The organism is Helicobacter cynogastricus (assembly GCF_900197855.1).
GTDB classification, from domain to species: Bacteria; Campylobacterota; Campylobacteria; order Campylobacterales; family Helicobacteraceae; genus Helicobacter; species Helicobacter cynogastricus.
Genome location: NZ_FZMQ01000005.1, coordinates 403,198 through 419,859 on the forward strand (window position 1 = coordinate 403,198; position 16,662 = coordinate 419,859).

The following is a 16,662-nucleotide window of genomic DNA, read 5'->3' on the forward strand; positions in this document are numbered from 1 at the left end:
CTATTGTGCTGTATAGCCTCCATCAATCACGCACGCTTGCCCCGTAATGCTTTTAGCAGCATCACTAGCCAAAAAGAGGGCGAGTTGCGCAATGTCTGCAATTTCTACCAAGCGTTTTTGCGGAATTAGAGGATAAATTACCTTCTCTAAGACTTCTTGTTCACTCACTTGACGCGTTCTAGCTAGATCGGCTAATTGGTTACGCACTAAGGGCGTGTCCACATAGCCCGGACAAATGGCATTTGCCGTGATATTATACAGCGCACCCTCTAGGGCACAAACTTTAGTCAGACCAATTAAGCCATGTTTGGCACTATTATAAGCCGCCTTGCCTGCAAAGCCCACTAAACCATTAATGGAGGCAATATTAATAATGCGCCCAAACTTTTGGGTCTTCATGATAGGAAAAGCGTATTTTGTGAGCATAAAGGGACCCACTAGCTCTACCTTGAGCATTTTTTCAAAGACATCTGTAGGGAAGTTTTCGATCAAATCCACATACTGGAATCCGGCATTATTAATTAAAATATCTAACGATCCCAAGATTTTTTGACTTTTTTCAATAAGATTTTGACAATCGCTCTCTTTAGAAACATCACAAGGGATAAAGTGGGCGCGATTTGTATCCATCTGCAAGGCAATTTGATCTAGGGCTTCTTGGTTGACATCTGAAAACACCACATGATATCCCGCATCTAAAAACGCTTGAGCTAAACCCAATCCTATCCCTCCAGCACTTCCAGTAACAACGGCTAACATCTATCTCCTTTTAACACAAATTATAAGCGTCTCTTTCTGTTTGTCTGAAAACTATTATAAGGTTAAAGAGCAAATCTTGCCGGAAAAGCTAAGAGAGTAAATTGCACGCTGAACCTTTCTGCCTATTTTGACAATAGCAACTTTTACCATGCCAGACAGAATCTCGCTTTTGCATCCCTTTCATTTTTTGCGTACCATGTAAATGTAATAGCCAACTCCACCTACTAAAACAGCAATGAGAAACACTAGCATTAAGTCATCTAAGATACCCATAAAGACCCCTAGTTTTTAGCCATTATAGCGCAACGATCTTTGCAACTGCAGTTATCTAAATTATGCTAGAATAATCTCTCATATATTCTAAAGAGCGCAGTTTGGACACCATTAGTATTCATGGAGCTAGGGAGCATAATCTTAAAAATATCCACCTAGAAATCCCAAAAAATAGGTTCATTGTTTTTACAGGCTTAAGTGGTTCAGGGAAGTCTACTTTGGCCTTTGATACCCTCTATGCCGAGGGGCAGAGGCGTTATTTAGAATCTCTTTCCAGCTACGCGCGCCAATTTTTAGATAAGGTGGGCAAACCCGCAGTAGATAAAATTGAGGGTTTGATTCCAGCCATCGCAATCGATCAAAAAACCACTTCCAAAAATCCACGCTCCACTGTGGGCACGATCACAGAAATCTATGATTATTTGCGCTTGCTCTATGCTCGCATTGGTCGCCAACACTGCCACTTGTGTGGCGCACCTATTGCCTCCATGAGTGCGGCCGATATTATCGCCCAAGTCTTACAGGATTTCCAATACAAGAGAGTGTTAATTTTAGCCCCCTTAGTGGAAAACAAAAAGGGGAATTTTACAGACATTTTTCAGACTCTGCGTCAAAAGGGTGTGGTGCGCGCCCAAGTAGATGGGGTTTTGGTGCGCTTAGATGAACCCTTAGAACTCTCTAAAAATAAAAAGCACACTATTAAAGCTGTGATGGATCGCCTAGAGATCAACGATGAAAACCATGCACGCCTAGCTAGCGCATTGGAAAAGGCTTTGATAGAAGGTTATGGACAAGCGGAAGTATTAAGCCTTGAAGATCAACAAAGCCGTCATTACAGCGAACATCTGGCTTGTTTTGCTTGCAAGGTGAGTTTTGAAAAGCTCCAACCTTTAAGCTTTTCGTTTAATTCACCTAAGGGAGCGTGCGCTGAATGCGCTGGATTAGGGAGCAAGGTGCGCTTAGATATTCAAAAAATCTTAGATTTGAGTTTGCCCATCAGTGGTATGAAAAAGATTTTCTACCACAATGCCTACTATTGCGCTCTTTTTGAGGGGTTTTGTGAGGCTAATGGCATCGACCCGCAAAGTCGCTTTGAAACTCTAAGTGTGCACCAACAAGAGGCATTACTCTATGGTAATGGCAAAGAAATCCGCTTTACATGGAAACAGAGGGCTACTGAACAAACATGGCGTGGGCTTGTTCAGATCGCCTACGATATGTTTAAAGACACCAAGGATTTAGGTCAGTATATGAGCGAAAAAGCCTGCCCTAATTGTAAAGGGCATCGCTTAAGGGCAGAGTCTTTAAGCGTGAAGGTCGCTGGACTTGGTATTGCAAATTTGCTTGACATGCCTATTAGTGCCGTACATGCCTTTTTTAACAACCCCAGCCATTTTGCCTATTTGAGCGAGCAAGAAGCTAGAATTGCTGCTCCTATTTTAAAGGAAATTAATGAACGCGTATTCTTCTTGGTTGATGTAGGGTTGGGATACTTGACTTTAGGCAGAGATGCGCGCACACTCAGCGGAGGAGAAAGCCAGCGCATCCGTATTGCTAGTCAAATAGGCAGTGGCTTAACAGGCGTGCTCTATGTCTTAGATGAGCCCAGTATTGGCTTGCATGAGAAAGACACGGCTAAATTGATCAGGACTTTAAAGAATCTGCAACAAAAGGGGAATACTCTCATCGTAGTCGAACATGATAAAGAAACGATCAGACAGGCGGATTTTATCGTAGATATTGGACCTAAGGCGGGCAAATATGGCGGAGAAGTGGTTTTTAGTGGCGACACGGCAACACTTTTGCAGAGTCAACACCCCACCGCACTTTATTTGCAAGGACTTAAAAACATCGCGCGCCCTAAGCACACTTCTAAGAAGCCTACACAATTTTTAGAGTTAAAGGGAGTGAGTATACATAACATTAAAAATCTTCAAGTCAAAATTCCCTTGGGGCAGTTTGTCTGTGTTACGGGAGTGAGTGGGAGCGGGAAGAGCTCGCTTATTTTACAAACTTTGTTGCCCATTGCCCAAGAACGTCTAAACCATGCCAAAAAGAATGCTAATTTGGGGGTACGCATTGCAGGCTTAGAATATTTAGACAAAGTGATCTACCTTGATCAAGCTCCCATTGGCAGAACTCCTAGAAGCAATCCAGCCACTTATACGGGTGTGATGGATGATATTCGGGAGTTTTTTGCCCAAAGCAAGGAAGCTAAGATTTTAGGCTATAGTGCGAGTCGCTTTAGTTTTAATGTTAAGGGGGGGCGTTGTGAGAAGTGCCATGGAGAGGGAGAAATTAAGATTGAGATGCACTTTTTGCCCGATATTTTGGTGCAGTGTGATAGTTGCAAGGGAGATAAATATAACGAGCAAACTTTGGCCATCAAAATTCGCGATAAGTCCATTGCTGATGTGCTTCACATGAGTGTGGAGGAGGCTTTAGAGTTTTTCTCTAAAATCCCAAAAATTGCGACAAAGTTACAAACTTTAGTGGCTGTAGGCTTGGGTTATATCACTTTGGGACAAAACGCCACCACTCTAAGCGGTGGGGAAGCCCAACGCATAAAACTTGCTAAGGAATTAAGCCGTAAGGACACGGGCAAAACGCTTTATATCTTAGATGAACCCACTACGGGATTGCATTTTGAAGATATCCAATTACTTTTGAATGTTTTGCATTCTTTAGTGGATTTAGGCAATTCTATGATTGTTATTGAACATAACTTGGACATCATTAAAAACGCTGATTATATTATTGACATGGGGCCTGAGGGGGGGGATGGTGGGGGGCAAATTGTCGCCACAGGTTCACCTATGCTATTAGCCAAACACTATAGACGCACAGGAAGCCACACCGGAGAGTTTCTAAGTAGAGAGCTGGGATTGGAGACTTCGATTTTATCCTGATAGCCGTTTTGCTTGACTATGGGGTGTTGGTTTTATTATGCCTCCATGACTTTGACAAAAGTTGCATTAAACTCTCTATCTAACTTCAGTAAAGGATTTGGATGAGCTTTAAGACGAAAATTTTGCTGATTTTGGCCGGTTTGTTGAGCGCGATCTTTTTAACCATGATCTCCATTATCAATCGAACCGTGAGCACCAATATCACAGCAAGGGTCCAGCATTCTTTAGATGCGACCGTGAATTTGATCTCAACTTCCATTGCAGATTGGGATGACAATATCCGCACAGGAGTTATGGATTCTGTACAACACTTAGAAGATCTTGATCTGCAAGATAGCGTTTATCTCTTACAGATATTAAATTTCATTCACTACAGCATGAATACTGAAAGCACTTACATTGGTTTTAAAGATGGTCAAACTTTGGGCACAATGGACTCTATTCCGGAGGGTTATGATCCTAGAAAACGCCCGTGGTATCAGAGTGCACGAACAAAAAATGGCATCGCCATTTCTAGTCCTTATATGGATGCTTTCACTAAGAAAATGATTATTACATACTCCATTCCAATTTACACAAAAGGGGTTTTTCGAGGTGTGTTGGGGATGGACATTAATTTAGATCGAATGGGAAGAGATGATAAGCGATTTCATTTTGAGAAGGGACGAGTGCATATTTTAGATTCAAAAGCGTTAATTATTCGCTCGAACTTGTTTAAAAAGGGAGAGAGTTATTATGACTCTCATAAATACCCGGGAGGTAAAGAACTTACCGATCACATTTTAGCTACTAATTCAGGTTTTATAGAGCACATCGCTAAAAATAAAGACAAATTTTATGTCTACACCACTATACCCAAGTTAGGCTGGAAAGTCCTGGGTGTAATTAATAAAGAGGATGCGTTTGCTGACCTTTACAAATTGCGCAACAGACTTATGATTTTGGCTATTCTTTCCATTGTAGGCAGTCTAATCCTTTTATTTGGAGTCATTCAGGTCCTTTTCAAACCCTTGATCAGATTGCGCGACCTCATCATCGATCTCGTCTCTGATGAGGGCGACCTCACTAAAAGATTGAGCATCAAAGGCAAAGATGAGATCGCAGTAATTTCCAAGAATATCAACGCGCTTTTAGAAAAAATTCAAGGTATCATCTCCAAGATCAAAGAGCTTAGCTCCCAAAACAGCGAAATCGCTAATACGCTCCACAAAAGTGCTAGTGATGTTCAAAAGCATACCAAAGAAGAGATGGGTTATATTTCCAAAGCTGTCAATAATGGCAATGACATCATGCACGCTATTTTAGAGGGAGCTGACAATGCACACAATAATAATACGAATTTAGTGCAGACGGGCGATAACTTAGGAGGCGTGCGCACAAAAATTGCTAACCTTAGTCAAAATCTTGCCAATAACGCACAAATAGGTGTAGAGTTTTCTAACAAGCTTGAAGAAGCCTCCAAAAACACCGCAAATATCAAGGCAGTTTTAACGATCATCTCTGAAATTGCCGATCAAACCAATTTACTAGCTCTCAATGCGGCTATTGAAGCCGCGCGCGCAGGAGAACATGGAAGAGGTTTTGCTGTAGTGGCTGATGAAGTGAGAAAACTAGCTGAGAAAACGCAAAAATCCCTGACAGAAATTCATGGCACGATCAATGAAGTTGTGCAGAGTGTGGGGGATATTAGTCAAAACTTCCACACAAATGCACAAGAAATTTTAAAGACCTCTGAACTCACCAATGAACTTCAAGCAGTGGTAGATACCAATGTACAAAATATTCAGATAGTGATCGAAGCGACAACAAAAGATGTCGAGGAATTTAAACATATGGCTAAATCCATTAAGGAAGTTGTCAAAGAGATTCAAGAAATCAGTAAGCTCGCCTCCCTAGATTATGAGAGTGTGCAAGAAGTGGGCGAAGCAAGCACCTCCCTAACCCAAATGGCACATACTTTTAATGAGGAGTTGGGTAAATTCAAGGTTTGATACTAGATGATTTCTTAGGATACCCCACCTCTAGTATTTGAAGACGAGCGTTAGCTCTGTAAAGAGTGTATTTTGCGCATTAAAGAGGGTATTGAACAGCGAATCTAAGTCTTTGCCAATGCCCAACAAACGCCCCGCTTCTTGTAGTTTAAAAAAATGAGGTTTATTGTGGATATAGTTGAGCATTTGAGTATAGCGATTGATAATAAGACGCGTGTTGTTGTGTAATAACAATTGAGTTTCCTCAGAGAGAGGAGTAGAGTGGCAAAATTCATAGAGGCGATAACTGGAGGTATCCAGCGTGTCTAGGCATTTGAGAGCTCTAAAGAGGGCTTCGATAGTTTTAGTGTCGGCTGTTTCACTACGCGCATTTTTTAAGCAAAGTCTAAAATCATTGAGTTGTTCTAAAAACATTTTTTGTGTCGTCAAAACATGGGGATTGTTGGATTGGAGTGTGAGACTCAAGAGAGTTTTTAGGGTGCTCAAAGTATTTTGAGCATGCTGAATAAAGGCATCCTTATCATATTTGGGCCATATGAGGAGGAAAACAGCATAGACGATACTAATCCCTATTGCAATATCAATCAAGCGTGCAGTAACCAAATCTACAAATTGCTGTTTAAAGAGGGAAAAGCAGAGCACAAAGGCGAACATCAGTGCCCCAGCCCAAGTGGCATAAGAATACACTTTTAAATAGATAAATAAGAAGATCGAGAGCACTAAAAAGATATCAAAAGCCCAACTCTCCCCAAGTAGCCACACTACCAAGAGCCCGGGAATAAGTCCTACACTCGTGCCCTTGATAAATTCTAATTGGGTTTCTTTAAAGTTCCCCATAGAGGAGCGCGCCACAAGCAAGGTCGCCATCGCAATCCACATGCCATGGTTAAAACCAAAATAGCGCGCGATGAACACCGCGATACCCATCGCGATCGCGTATTTAAAAGCGTATTGAAAAATGGGGTTTTTGAAGTGGAGAGCATGAATCATATTCTTAGGCGAGGGCAGGGGGGGTTTATGCGCGCTTAGGGGCATTTCCCCGCCTATTAAAAAAGTGTGCATTTTATTATAGATGATCTCTAAGGAGCGTTGTACCAGTTTGTCTACATGGGGGTTGAGATGCTGGAGCGCATCTGTGCGTAGGGGGACATTTTTTTCTGCAAACACACCGGCTAAAATCTTAAAATTTAATAAGAGTTCTTGACGCACCAACTCTAAAGCTTGGGTGTTGAAATGCCCGTAAATGGAGTGGATGGAGTGGTACATTTCTTCTAAGGCGTGGAGCTGAAAAAGACTTCTTTGGATATTTTGCACCGTGTGGGGGTCTTTGATTTTGCTAGATTTGGAGTTTAGGATCATCTTGGTATTTTGAATCTGCTGGAGTACTTGGGTTTTGATCAGGGCGTAATCTTGGGGATTGTTAGCATACTCTAGCATCAGTTCCATATTAGAGAGCAGTACTCCAAAGCGCTTTTTGGTAAACGCGCTGTATTTGGAGACAAAAATAAAGTACTGCAGGGCGATACTGAGCAATCCTAGTAGGGCGACCATGCTCACACTTTGGGTCAGATCAATAGGCGCATGCGCGTCCACAAAGAGGCAGGTTACCAAACCATTAGAGAGGGCGGTATTGCACACTTTGTGCAGATCCGGACTATAGGCCATTGACATGCCCACTAAAAAGGTGATGATGAAAATGGGCGCGCAGAGCCACACTCCAAAATGCGCCAAAGGATATAAGAGCAACACATTAAAGCAACTGAGCAACACAAAGCCTAGCAAGTAGTGAATCTCATGGTCTTTGTCGCTAATGAGCACGCTTAAAAAGTAGATAAAAATGGCTTGAAAACCCGCCCAAATGGTTACAAAGGGGTTAAAGAAATATGCCCCAATGGCCGCACAGACAAAGGTCGTAAAGGTGGCCTTGAGCGCGTAGATCAGACTAAAATAGCCCGGATCATGGAGATGGACGGCGCGTTTAAGAGAGTTTAACACTAGCGGATGGTGGGCTGGATGTCTTTATTGCTCGCGCGTCCCTCACGCGCCACGCTCTGCAAAAACTCCAAAAGTTTCGCACTGGCTTGCTGGTAGGCAAGACTTACCGGAGATTTGGGATTGAGTACACTGATAGGCGTGCCCTTATCTCCCCCCTCTCTCACCTGCATTTCTAAAGGAATACGCGCGAGCAGGTGGGTTTTGTATTGCTCTAAAAGCGCGCTTAAGTTATCCTTGCCAAAAATCTCGCTGGTGTGTTCACAATGTGGGCAGACAAACCCGCTCATGTTCTCAATCACACCTGCCACCGGAATATGCAATTTGGCAAACATGTCCAAGCTACGCGTAGCATCATCTAGACTCACTAGCTGGGGTGTTGTTACACTAATGCCCGCGCTAATGGGCACAGCTTGGGCTAAAGTGAGTTGGGCATCTCCAGTTCCGGGGGGCATATCCACGATGAGAATATCTAACTCTCCCCATATGATGTCAGTGAGCATTTGCTCAATGGCGCGCATCAGCATTGGACCGCGCCAAATCAAACTCTGCCCCTCTTCATAGAGCAAGCCCATGCTCATGGTTTTTACATGGAAAGCTTCTAGGGGGATGAGTTTTTTACCGCTGGGATCGCTCATGGGGTCTACGCCCACTAAACCCAACATTCTAGGAATATTAGGGCCATAGACATCCGCGTCCAAAAGCCCCACTTTTTGCCCCATTTGGGCAAGATTGATGGCTAAATTCACGCTGGTAGTGCTCTTGCCCACGCCTCCCTTACCCGAGCTCACCATGACAATGTGTTTAATATTGGGGGCGAGATTTTTATTGCTGGTGGCCTGTTGGGATTCTTTTTTAGGTGGGGTCTTGATGTCTAATTGCAACGCGCCAATGCCAATTTCTTGCATTTTAGCGCGCACGGCTTGCTCTAAGTTCTGCTTGACTTCTGGGGAACTGGAGGGGATTTCTAAGAGTAATCCTAAGCGATCCTCATGCAAGGTGATATTTTTGACAAAACCAAAGCTGACAATATCGCGCTCAAAATTGGGATAAATGACACTCTTGAGCGCATTCAATACTTGATCCTGTGTAATCATGGTTTTCCTTTTGGGTCTAGTCTAACATAGCTTATTGGGTTTTCCCTTAACGCTTGCGCGCGGGGGGTGTTTTTTCTGGGAGTGGGGGCGCGGGGGTGAGGTATTGGTTTTGTACCAGCATTTGCACGATCTGCTTAAAGATGGGCGCGGCCGTTTGGCTGCCATAATACTCTTCACTGCCCAAAGAGCCAAAGACCACGACTCCAATCCCATAGGTGTTTTGCTTATCCTTAGCAAAGCCAAAAAAGGAACTGGTATAAATGTCGGTATACTTGCCCTTGCTGGCCGTGCGCGCTGTGCCCGTCTTGCCTCCAATGATAAGTCCGCTCACCTGCGCGCTCTTACCCGTACCCTTAGTAACCACTTTGATTAAGAGTTCTTGCATTTTGCGCGCGCTTTGGGGGCTGATTACCTGCCTTTTAGGTGGAAAACTAGGGATATACACATCCCCATTAGAGGTGCTAATGCGCTGGACTAAATGCGGGGTAACTAAAGCTCCCTCATTGGCAAAAACTCCATAGGCGCGCAAGAGTTGTATAAAGGTGGTGCGCAGACCATAGCCATAGGAAACACTGCCCTTATACACCTCTCCACTGAGCAGGCGCATACTAGGAAGTAGCCCTGTTTTTTCATAAGGTAAATCAATCCCGGTAGGCTCGCTCACCCCAAAACTCTTCAACCCCTCATACATTTCTTGGGCACTCAGGCGTTTAGAGAGCTTGATCATGCCCACATTGCTGGAGCGCACTAAGACATCTTCAATCGTGGCGTTTTTAGGAGGAATGAGATCGTCTTTGATTGTATACTTGCCCAGCTTGTAAGTGCCATTGCCCAGATCAATAGGCTTAGTAATATCAATACGCCTTCTGTCTACCAAGAGGCTATAGACAAGAGGTTTAATCGTGCTGCCCGGCTCAAAAGAGAGCTCGATCGCGTCCACATTCAAGGCAGGATAATCGCTCTTTTGGATATTATTGGGGTTAAAGCGGTTGGTGGTGGCTAGGGTCAAAATCTCTCCATTTTTAGGAGAAAATACGCCTGCAATGATCTGTTCTGATTTGTAATGAGTCTTGGCTCTATCTAAAAGGCGTTCTAAATCCCGCTGGATTTTTAAAGGAATACTTAAGGTCAGATCAAAGCCATCCACGCGCGTGATGCTCTCAAAGGTCTTATCTTCAATAAGATTAAAGCCAATGTCGCGCTTACCCGTGTCCTGTCCGTCATGCTTGGCGACCAATCTTTTATTCCAAAACTTTTCTAAACCTTTGACCCCTTGCACCATCGTGATCTTGGAGGTGTCGATTTTTTTAACATAACCTACTAAGGGCTCAAAATTGTCTTTGTAGGGATAGTTGCGCGCCATCCCGCTGACCTCAATGCTCAAACCCACTTTGGGCATGATCTTTTTATTCGCGTCCTCGTACTCCACAAAAACATTATAAGCTAAAAGTTTGGCGTTGAGCTGGCGCAAACTAGCCGCCGTGTTGGCATTGATACTATAAGAGAGGGTTACATAGGAGGTCTGGGTTGCCTTTTGGGCGATGAGGGAGCGGGGAAGATTAGTATAGATAGAGAGCAGATCAATGAAAAAATCCCGCTTATCTGGATCAATAGAGAGAGGATTAAAACTTACTTTAAAAAGTTTTTGACTGCTGGCAAGGCTAAAATTATCTTGGCTGTAAATCGTGCCCCGCATCGCGATATTGGTCTTAGTTACCACCAAGGCGGGCATTTTGCGAGGCAGAACAGCTTTAAAAAACATGACCACTACAAAGAGGAGCAAACAGCCCCCCACGACCATAAAAATTAATAAAAGTCTCTCAGTGCGTCTGGGGTCTAGGTCAGGACTTTGGGAGTGTGGAGGATTTGGGTTAGACTCAGCGTTCATGATAAACCCCAAAAACCCCCCATAATGTCTTAGATTTGTGTTCTTAAAAGCTCTTTGTAGGCACTGATGGCTTTATTGCGCACTTCTAGCATGAGCTTCATGCTAGTTTCAGCCTTACCGATTGCGATGGCTGCTTGGTGCAAGTCTTTCACCTGCCCGGTCGCCATGTCCGCTAGCGCTTTATCGGACTCTTTTTGGGTGTTATTGAGTTCATCAATAGAATGCTTGAGCATCGCAGAGAACTCCCCCTTCTCCATTAGATTCTCATGCGCCTTTGAATCTAAAGGAGTGCTAGTTTTGCTCAACCCTATATCAGTGTATAAAGTCTTCATGTTGACTCCTTGCATCGTGTCCACCTATATCGTCTCTTTCAGCTAATCTTTAAGCGTGCAAAAGAGAATCTCCTTTCTGTAAATTAAGCCTGTAGCATACCAATAGCGTTTGTCGCCATGTTTTTAGTGCTCTGGAACGCCGCTACATTGGCCTGATAGGCGCGCGTAGCTTCGATCAAATCTGCCATTTCTACGACCGGATTGACATTGGGGTAGGACACATAGCCATTAGCATCTGCGTCTGGGTGAGTAGGATCGTACTTGAGCAAAGGAGCTTTGTCATCGCGCACAATCTTTTCAATATACACCCCTGTGATGGGTGGATTAGGCTTTTCAATGTCATCGCTCTCGTCTAAAGGGTCTTCGTATTCCATCAGATTGTTATTCTGAGCAAGCTTTTCATTCAAGATTTTATTAAAATCAAAGGACTTAAAGATCGCTTCTTGACGGCGATAAGGTCCACCCTCATCAGTACGGGTGGTGTTGGCGTTGGCAATATTAGAAGAAATAAGGTTAGTGCGCACTCTTTGAGCTGACAAACCATAACCGCTAATGTCAAAACTGGATAAAAACATGGGTCATCCTTCTAAATATTCTTAGTCGCGTCAATAGCGTAATTGACGATACTCTTATGTTTTTTTAACGCGGTGGTGAGCGCGAGATACATGGTTGAGTTTTTCCCCATTTCTGAGGTTTCAATGTCAATATCTACGCTATTCCCATCATTCTTGGCCAAATGCCCATCTCTAAAAAAGATGGTCGCCCTATTATCCTCAAAATCCTTAGGCTCTAAATGCCGTGGATTTGTTTCGGCAAGTTTTAAGTGTCTGTCTTTTTGATGATCAAACACTTCGGCCTTTTTCTGGGCTAGCATACTCTCAAAGTCCACATCCTTAGGGCGGTAAAAAGGCGTGTCTACATTGGCGATATTGCTCGCAATCAAATCCTGACGCAAGGAGCGATAATCCATCGCTTTATACACCAAAGGATAGACTTTAGACAAATCCATAATAACCCTTTCTTAAAGGTTTAAAGCAAGGAGTATTCCATAACTCCCAAAGGTCAAACCTATAAAATTTTGTATAATTATAGCATAGTTTCCAAACATATACCAAAGGTCTTGGATGGCTTACCAGCGTTTATTTCTCTACGCATGCCTGCTGATGGGTTTAAGCGTAGTGATGAGCTACTCTCTCTCTACCTACACCACTCTCTTATACCGCTATCAAGAATTTCATTTTTTTGTGCGGCAAGCGGTGGCCGTGGGGGTGGGAATCCTCTTAATGTGGGGGATTTCTTGGCTCAATCCAGATAAATGGTTTGTCAAGCTGGGTTTTACCCTCTTTTTTGGCTCGTTTTTACTCATCGTGCTGATGAATTTTTTGCCTGAGAGCATGTCTTCTAGTGCGGGGGGAGCAAAGCGCTGGATTCGTCTCCCTTTCTTTTCACTCGCTCCCACAGAGTTTTTTAAAATCGGTTTTGTATTCTTCCTTTCTTGGAGCTTATCGCGCACCTTTTTTAACCAAGAAAAAGCCAGCGTCAAAGAGGAATTGATGATCCTCATCCCCTATTTTGTGCTCTTTTTACTGGCTGCCTTCTTTATTGGTGTGTTGCAAAATGACTTAGGGCAGGTGATTTTACTAGCCATCGTCTTAGGCTTTTTGCTCATTTTCTCAGGAGGGAGCTTTAAGCTCTTTAAAATCTTTTTCACTCTCGCGCTTTTTATCGGACTTGTAGCGATTTTCACCAGCGCACACCGCATTTTGCGCATGAAACTTTGGTGGTCCAATTTGCAAAGCTCAATCCTCTCTTTGTTGCCCTCCAAACTTGCCAATAGTCTGCGCATTGACAACTTGCCCGAACCCTACCAAATCTACCATGCCACTAATGCTATTAAGCATGGCGGGATATTTGGGCAGGGTCTGGGCGAGGGGGTGGTCAAACTAGGTTTTTTAAGCGAAGTGCACACGGATATGATCTTAGCCGGACTAGCCGAAGAACTGGGCTTTGTGGCGATCTTTGTCTGCGTGGGACTCATGTTAGCCCTCTTGCATGGCATGTTTAAGATCACCAACCGCCTTGATAACCCCAAACACATGCTTTTTTGCTTGGGCGTGGCCTTACTCATGGGTTTTTCTTTCATCATTAACGCCTTTGGGGTGAGTGGGATCATTCCTATTAAGGGAATCGCCGTGCCCTTCTTGAGTTATGGGGGAAGTTCTATTATTGCTAACGCACTCGCTCTAGGTTTAGTGCTCTGTCTCTCCAAACAAGCGCGCTAGGATTGGAGTAATTGCATAAACTCCGCGCGCGTGCGCGCATCGCTCTTAAAGAGGCCCTTAAGCGCGCTGGTTTTCACTAACGCCTCTTGTTTTTGCACCCCGCGCATCGCCATGCATAGGTGTTTGGCCACACAAAACACCCCCACGCCCTTAGGTTGTAAAATCCGCTCAAAGGTGCTAGCAATTTCCTCGCTCAAACGCTCTTGAATTTGTAAACGCCTAGAGAACGCCTCTACCAATTTAGCGATCGCATCCAATCCCACCACCTTATCTCTAGGGATATAACCCACACTCACATGCCCAAAAAAGGGCAGTAAATGGTGTTCGCACATGCTATAAAACTCGATATCCTTAAGCATGACAATCCCATCGCACGCTTCAATGCTAAAAGCGCTTTGCAAAATGTGTTCAGGGTTTAAGTGGTAGCCCTGCATGAGGTGATCCCAAAGCTCTTTAAGGCGTTTGGGAGTGTTTTTAAGCCCCTCTCTTTGGGGGTCTTCGCCTATGCGTGCGCAAAGTTGCGCCCATAACTCTTGCACTAGCATCCTCTTTGCAAGAGCGCGATTCGCTGTTCTATGCTAGGATGCGTGTTAAAGAGTTCTGCAGGATTGAAAATATAGCTAGCAAATCGGGTCGGATTGCTCTCTACTTGGCTGAAATCATGGCTGGCGTAATTGCCTGAGATTTTTTGCAAAGCCGAAATCATCGGCGTGCTATTGCGCATGATATGGGCTGCCCCACTATCTGCCATAAATTCGCGTGTGCGGCTCAAATACATTTGCAAGAGTAGACTAAAAATGGGCAAAACCAACTGCAATATCAATAAGATCATACGCGCCATACGCGCCCCACCTTCATTACGCCCGCCTAAAAATGCCCACACACCCACATTTGCCCCCAAGAGCATGATATTGCTCAAAATCCCCACGCACATGGTTAGGCGGATATCCCCGTGCAAAATGTGGCTAAGTTCATGCGCCATCACCGCCTTTAATTCCTCACGATTCAAATTGTCAATAAGAGTCGTGGTGAGCGCGATGAGGGAATTATTGGCATCCCAACCGCTGGCAAAGGCGTTCATAAAAGGCGCGTCCATGACATATAATTTTGGTCTAAAGGGGGTGTTAGAAGCGCGTAATAACTCCTCTAAAATCTCAGAGAGCATGCGCTCCTTGCCCCGCAAAACTTGGCTAGGATCAATTAACTTATATTCATTGCCTGAGAGCATGATCGCTTGGGAATTATTAATACAAAAGAAAATGATTCCTAAAGCTAGGGCAAGCATAATTAGCGTGATGGTGGGCATTATCTGAAAACTAAGCAAGCGTGCCAAACCTGCTCCTAGACTAGGCGCGTTAATGCGCACTAAATCCACAAGTAGGCCAATGCATACAAAAGTCGCCCCGTAAGTGAGGAGCACCAATAAACTCTTACGCTGATTAGAGGCGATGATTTGATCAAAGCTCATGCTAACTCCTTGGGAGAAAATAACACCCGTCCGGCGATTTCTTCTAAGAAGATGGTCGCATACGCCCCTTTGGGTAGGAAAAACTCTAATTTTCCTTGTGCCTCTTGGGAGATATAGCTAAAGCGCACTTCGCTAGGAAATACGAGGGCATAACGGCGATCTCCTTGTGCTTTAAGGGGGTGGGCATAGGGGCACTCTAAAGACCATGCGCTCTTTTGGGCATGAGCTACCTTTTGCCCGCTGAGCAAACCAGTAGGGGCGATCTCTTGAGTAAGCAAGCGCGTGCAATTGAGCGGATCTTCATGCACAAAGTATTTTCCAAAGGGATAATGGCAGAGAATATCTCCCTCTAGGAGTTTAAAATAGTGTTCTTGATCTTTTATGGCTTTGAGAGTGTCTAGCCCTAGGGGAAACTCTGCACAAAGTTCTTTAGGAGAGAAGTGATTTAACAAAGCGTTTAAGCGCATGCGCGCGCTGAGCCAATGGTTAAAAAGGTGGCTTTGATAACTGGAGAGAAAAAAGGCATTCAACTTTTTAGAGCGTGGAGCGGATTGTTTGAAATTATCCCCACTTTTGCCAAAGCGTTGCGCTCCAAAATAATTAGGGAAACCATATACCCTTAAAAAGTCTAGCACCTGCTCTATTTTGCGCACATCCAAAGGTTTGAGCTTTTTTAAGCGCATGAAGAAGTGGTTGCCTTTGAGATGACCTAAGCGGATTTTATGGCTATGGGCGTTGATTTCTAAAATCTTAATCCCATGGTCATGCAGAGTGGGAGCGTGTTTTTCTAAGGCGGGGGTGTAAATTTTTGGCAGAGAAATATATTGCACGCTGATCGCCTGTTTGTCCTTAAGCCCGGCATAGCCAAAATCTGCCATTTTGCACCCGCTGATTTGGGAAAATAGGCTTAACATTTCCCAAGTGCTCTGATCTTTTTTGCGCACTTTTAAAATGGTGTGATGGCCTGTGCCACTAAAAGGATAAAGAGGCTCTTCACACACACTAAAATCGCGCGCGCATTTTTTAAAGTAAAAATCTATGGGCGCGTGAGAGGAGGCAAAAAAGCGCGTAGGAGACTGGAGAGGAAAAAAAGGAGCTTGTGTTTTCATGTTTTAATTATAATCATTGCGGGGGGTTAAATCAAGTTGGACTAATTTTTGCTTTAGCTAGGTATCTTTGATTTAGGATGGATTTCATGGAAGTTAAAGATATACGCAACCAACCTAATCTGTATGCCTTGCTCAACGCCTCGCATTTAGAGCGCGGGGAAGCTCCTATGCATGTCAAAGGAGAAAAACAACCTGAAGCGGTGGCTGAGGTTTCTAAAGTGGAGCGCGAACCCAATGGTTTAAAACGCGAAACCTATGGCTTTCTAGTTTTAGAATTGATGAGCGACAATGAATACAGCGCGTTTTTGCGCGCCACGGCCGGGATGAATGAAAATGAAAAACGCCTTGCTGCCCAATCGCTCTACAGCCTCACAAGTTTTTACGGGGGGCAGATCCAGCAGGACGCGAAAGCGATCGAGCGCAAATTTGACGGACTGCAAGCTATTCAAGAGAGTCAGTTTAAAAAAGCTTTAGGTTTGGATCAAAACTTTGTGGATCGTTACAAAAACGCTTACGATCAGGCTTACCAAGCCCTTGATGTGATGCTTTAATCAACTATTTT

Annotated in this window: 14 protein-coding genes; 4 read left to right on the top strand and 10 right to left on the bottom strand. The window is 44.0% G+C overall.

The window, feature by feature from the left end:
• Positions 1-759: a 3-hydroxybutyrate dehydrogenase gene (locus tag C6H00_RS03355; protein WP_104749607.1), complete on the bottom strand. Its 759-nt coding sequence runs from the start codon at positions 757-759 to the stop codon at positions 1-3.
• A gap of 374 nt (positions 760-1,133) precedes the next feature.
• Here C6H00_RS03355 and uvrA point away from each other — a divergent pair, with 374 nt between their 5' ends.
• Together uvrA and C6H00_RS03365 are read left to right on the top strand one after the other, a co-directional pair.
• Positions 1,134-3,941 (top strand): excinuclease ABC subunit UvrA, encoded by a 2,808-nt coding sequence (gene uvrA / locus C6H00_RS03360; protein WP_104749608.1) that lies wholly within the window; start codon positions 1,134-1,136, stop codon positions 3,939-3,941.
• A 101-nt stretch (positions 3,942-4,042) separates the two neighbouring features.
• Positions 4,043-5,932 carry a methyl-accepting chemotaxis protein gene (locus C6H00_RS03365; protein WP_104749609.1) on the top strand — a complete coding sequence of 630 codons (1,890 nt, stop codon included), beginning with the start codon at positions 4,043-4,045 and terminating at the stop codon, positions 5,930-5,932.
• Between the two features lie 30 nt (positions 5,933-5,962).
• Here C6H00_RS03365 and C6H00_RS03370 read toward each other — a convergent pair whose 3' ends face one another.
• The 6 genes from C6H00_RS03370 to flgB all read right to left on the bottom strand — a co-directional run bounded on the left by C6H00_RS03370 (position 5,963) and on the right by flgB (position 12,250).
• Positions 5,963-7,927 carry an FUSC family protein gene (locus C6H00_RS03370; protein WP_104749610.1) on the bottom strand — a complete coding sequence of 655 codons (1,965 nt, stop codon included), beginning with the start codon at positions 7,925-7,927 and terminating at the stop codon, positions 5,963-5,965.
• Complete coding sequence (locus tag C6H00_RS03375; RefSeq protein WP_104749611.1) at positions 7,927-9,021, bottom strand: Mrp/NBP35 family ATP-binding protein; 1,095 nt, start codon at positions 9,019-9,021, stop codon at positions 7,927-7,929. Before C6H00_RS03375 ends, C6H00_RS03370 begins: the two co-directional genes overlap by 1 nt.
• A gap of 46 nt (positions 9,022-9,067) precedes the next feature.
• The gene (locus tag C6H00_RS03380) at positions 9,068-10,909 is read right to left on the bottom strand and encodes a peptidoglycan D,D-transpeptidase FtsI family protein (protein ID WP_104749748.1); all 1,842 of its coding nucleotides are present in this window, start codon (positions 10,907-10,909) and stop codon (positions 9,068-9,070) included.
• 29 nt (positions 10,910-10,938) lie between these two features.
• Positions 10,939-11,241, bottom strand: a complete 303-nt coding sequence (gene fliE, locus C6H00_RS03385; protein ID WP_104749612.1) for a flagellar hook-basal body complex protein FliE — start codon at positions 11,239-11,241, stop codon at positions 10,939-10,941.
• Between the two features lie 83 nt (positions 11,242-11,324).
• Positions 11,325-11,816, bottom strand: coding sequence for a flagellar basal body rod protein FlgC (gene flgC, locus C6H00_RS03390; RefSeq protein WP_104749613.1), 492 nt, complete (start codon positions 11,814-11,816; stop codon positions 11,325-11,327).
• An 11-nt stretch (positions 11,817-11,827) separates the two neighbouring features.
• Positions 11,828-12,250, bottom strand: a complete 423-nt coding sequence (gene flgB, locus C6H00_RS03395; protein ID WP_104749614.1) for a flagellar basal body rod protein FlgB — start codon at positions 12,248-12,250, stop codon at positions 11,828-11,830.
• Between the two features lie 115 nt (positions 12,251-12,365).
• Here flgB and C6H00_RS03400 point away from each other — a divergent pair, with 115 nt between their 5' ends.
• Positions 12,366-13,523, top strand: a complete 1,158-nt coding sequence (locus tag C6H00_RS03400) for an FtsW/RodA/SpoVE family cell cycle protein (protein ID WP_104749615.1) — start codon at positions 12,366-12,368, stop codon at positions 13,521-13,523.
• On the opposite strand, the gene folE is transcribed toward C6H00_RS03400, so the two are convergent.
• Genes folE through truD form a run of 3 tightly spaced genes read right to left on the bottom strand, consistent with a single transcriptional unit; the run spans position 13,520 to position 16,100 of the window.
• Positions 13,520-14,062, bottom strand: coding sequence for a GTP cyclohydrolase I FolE (gene folE, locus C6H00_RS03405; RefSeq protein ID WP_407645521.1), 543 nt, complete (start codon positions 14,060-14,062; stop codon positions 13,520-13,522). The two genes, C6H00_RS03400 and folE, sit on opposite strands and share 4 nt — an antisense overlap.
• A complete protein-coding gene (htpX, locus tag C6H00_RS03410) occupies positions 14,062-14,991 on the bottom strand; it encodes a zinc metalloprotease HtpX (protein WP_104749617.1) in 930 nt (309 codons plus the stop codon). The genes folE and htpX overlap by 1 nt, the downstream gene beginning before the upstream one ends.
• Entirely contained in the window at positions 14,988-16,100 is a 1,113-nt protein-coding gene (truD, locus tag C6H00_RS03415) for a tRNA pseudouridine(13) synthase TruD (RefSeq protein ID WP_104749618.1), read from the bottom strand. The genes htpX and truD overlap by 4 nt, the downstream gene beginning before the upstream one ends.
• Before the next feature lie 86 nt (positions 16,101-16,186).
• Here truD and C6H00_RS03420 point away from each other — a divergent pair, with 86 nt between their 5' ends.
• Complete coding sequence (locus C6H00_RS03420; protein ID WP_104749619.1) at positions 16,187-16,651, top strand: hypothetical protein; 465 nt, start codon at positions 16,187-16,189, stop codon at positions 16,649-16,651.
• Positions 16,652-16,662: the final 11 nt, after the last annotated feature.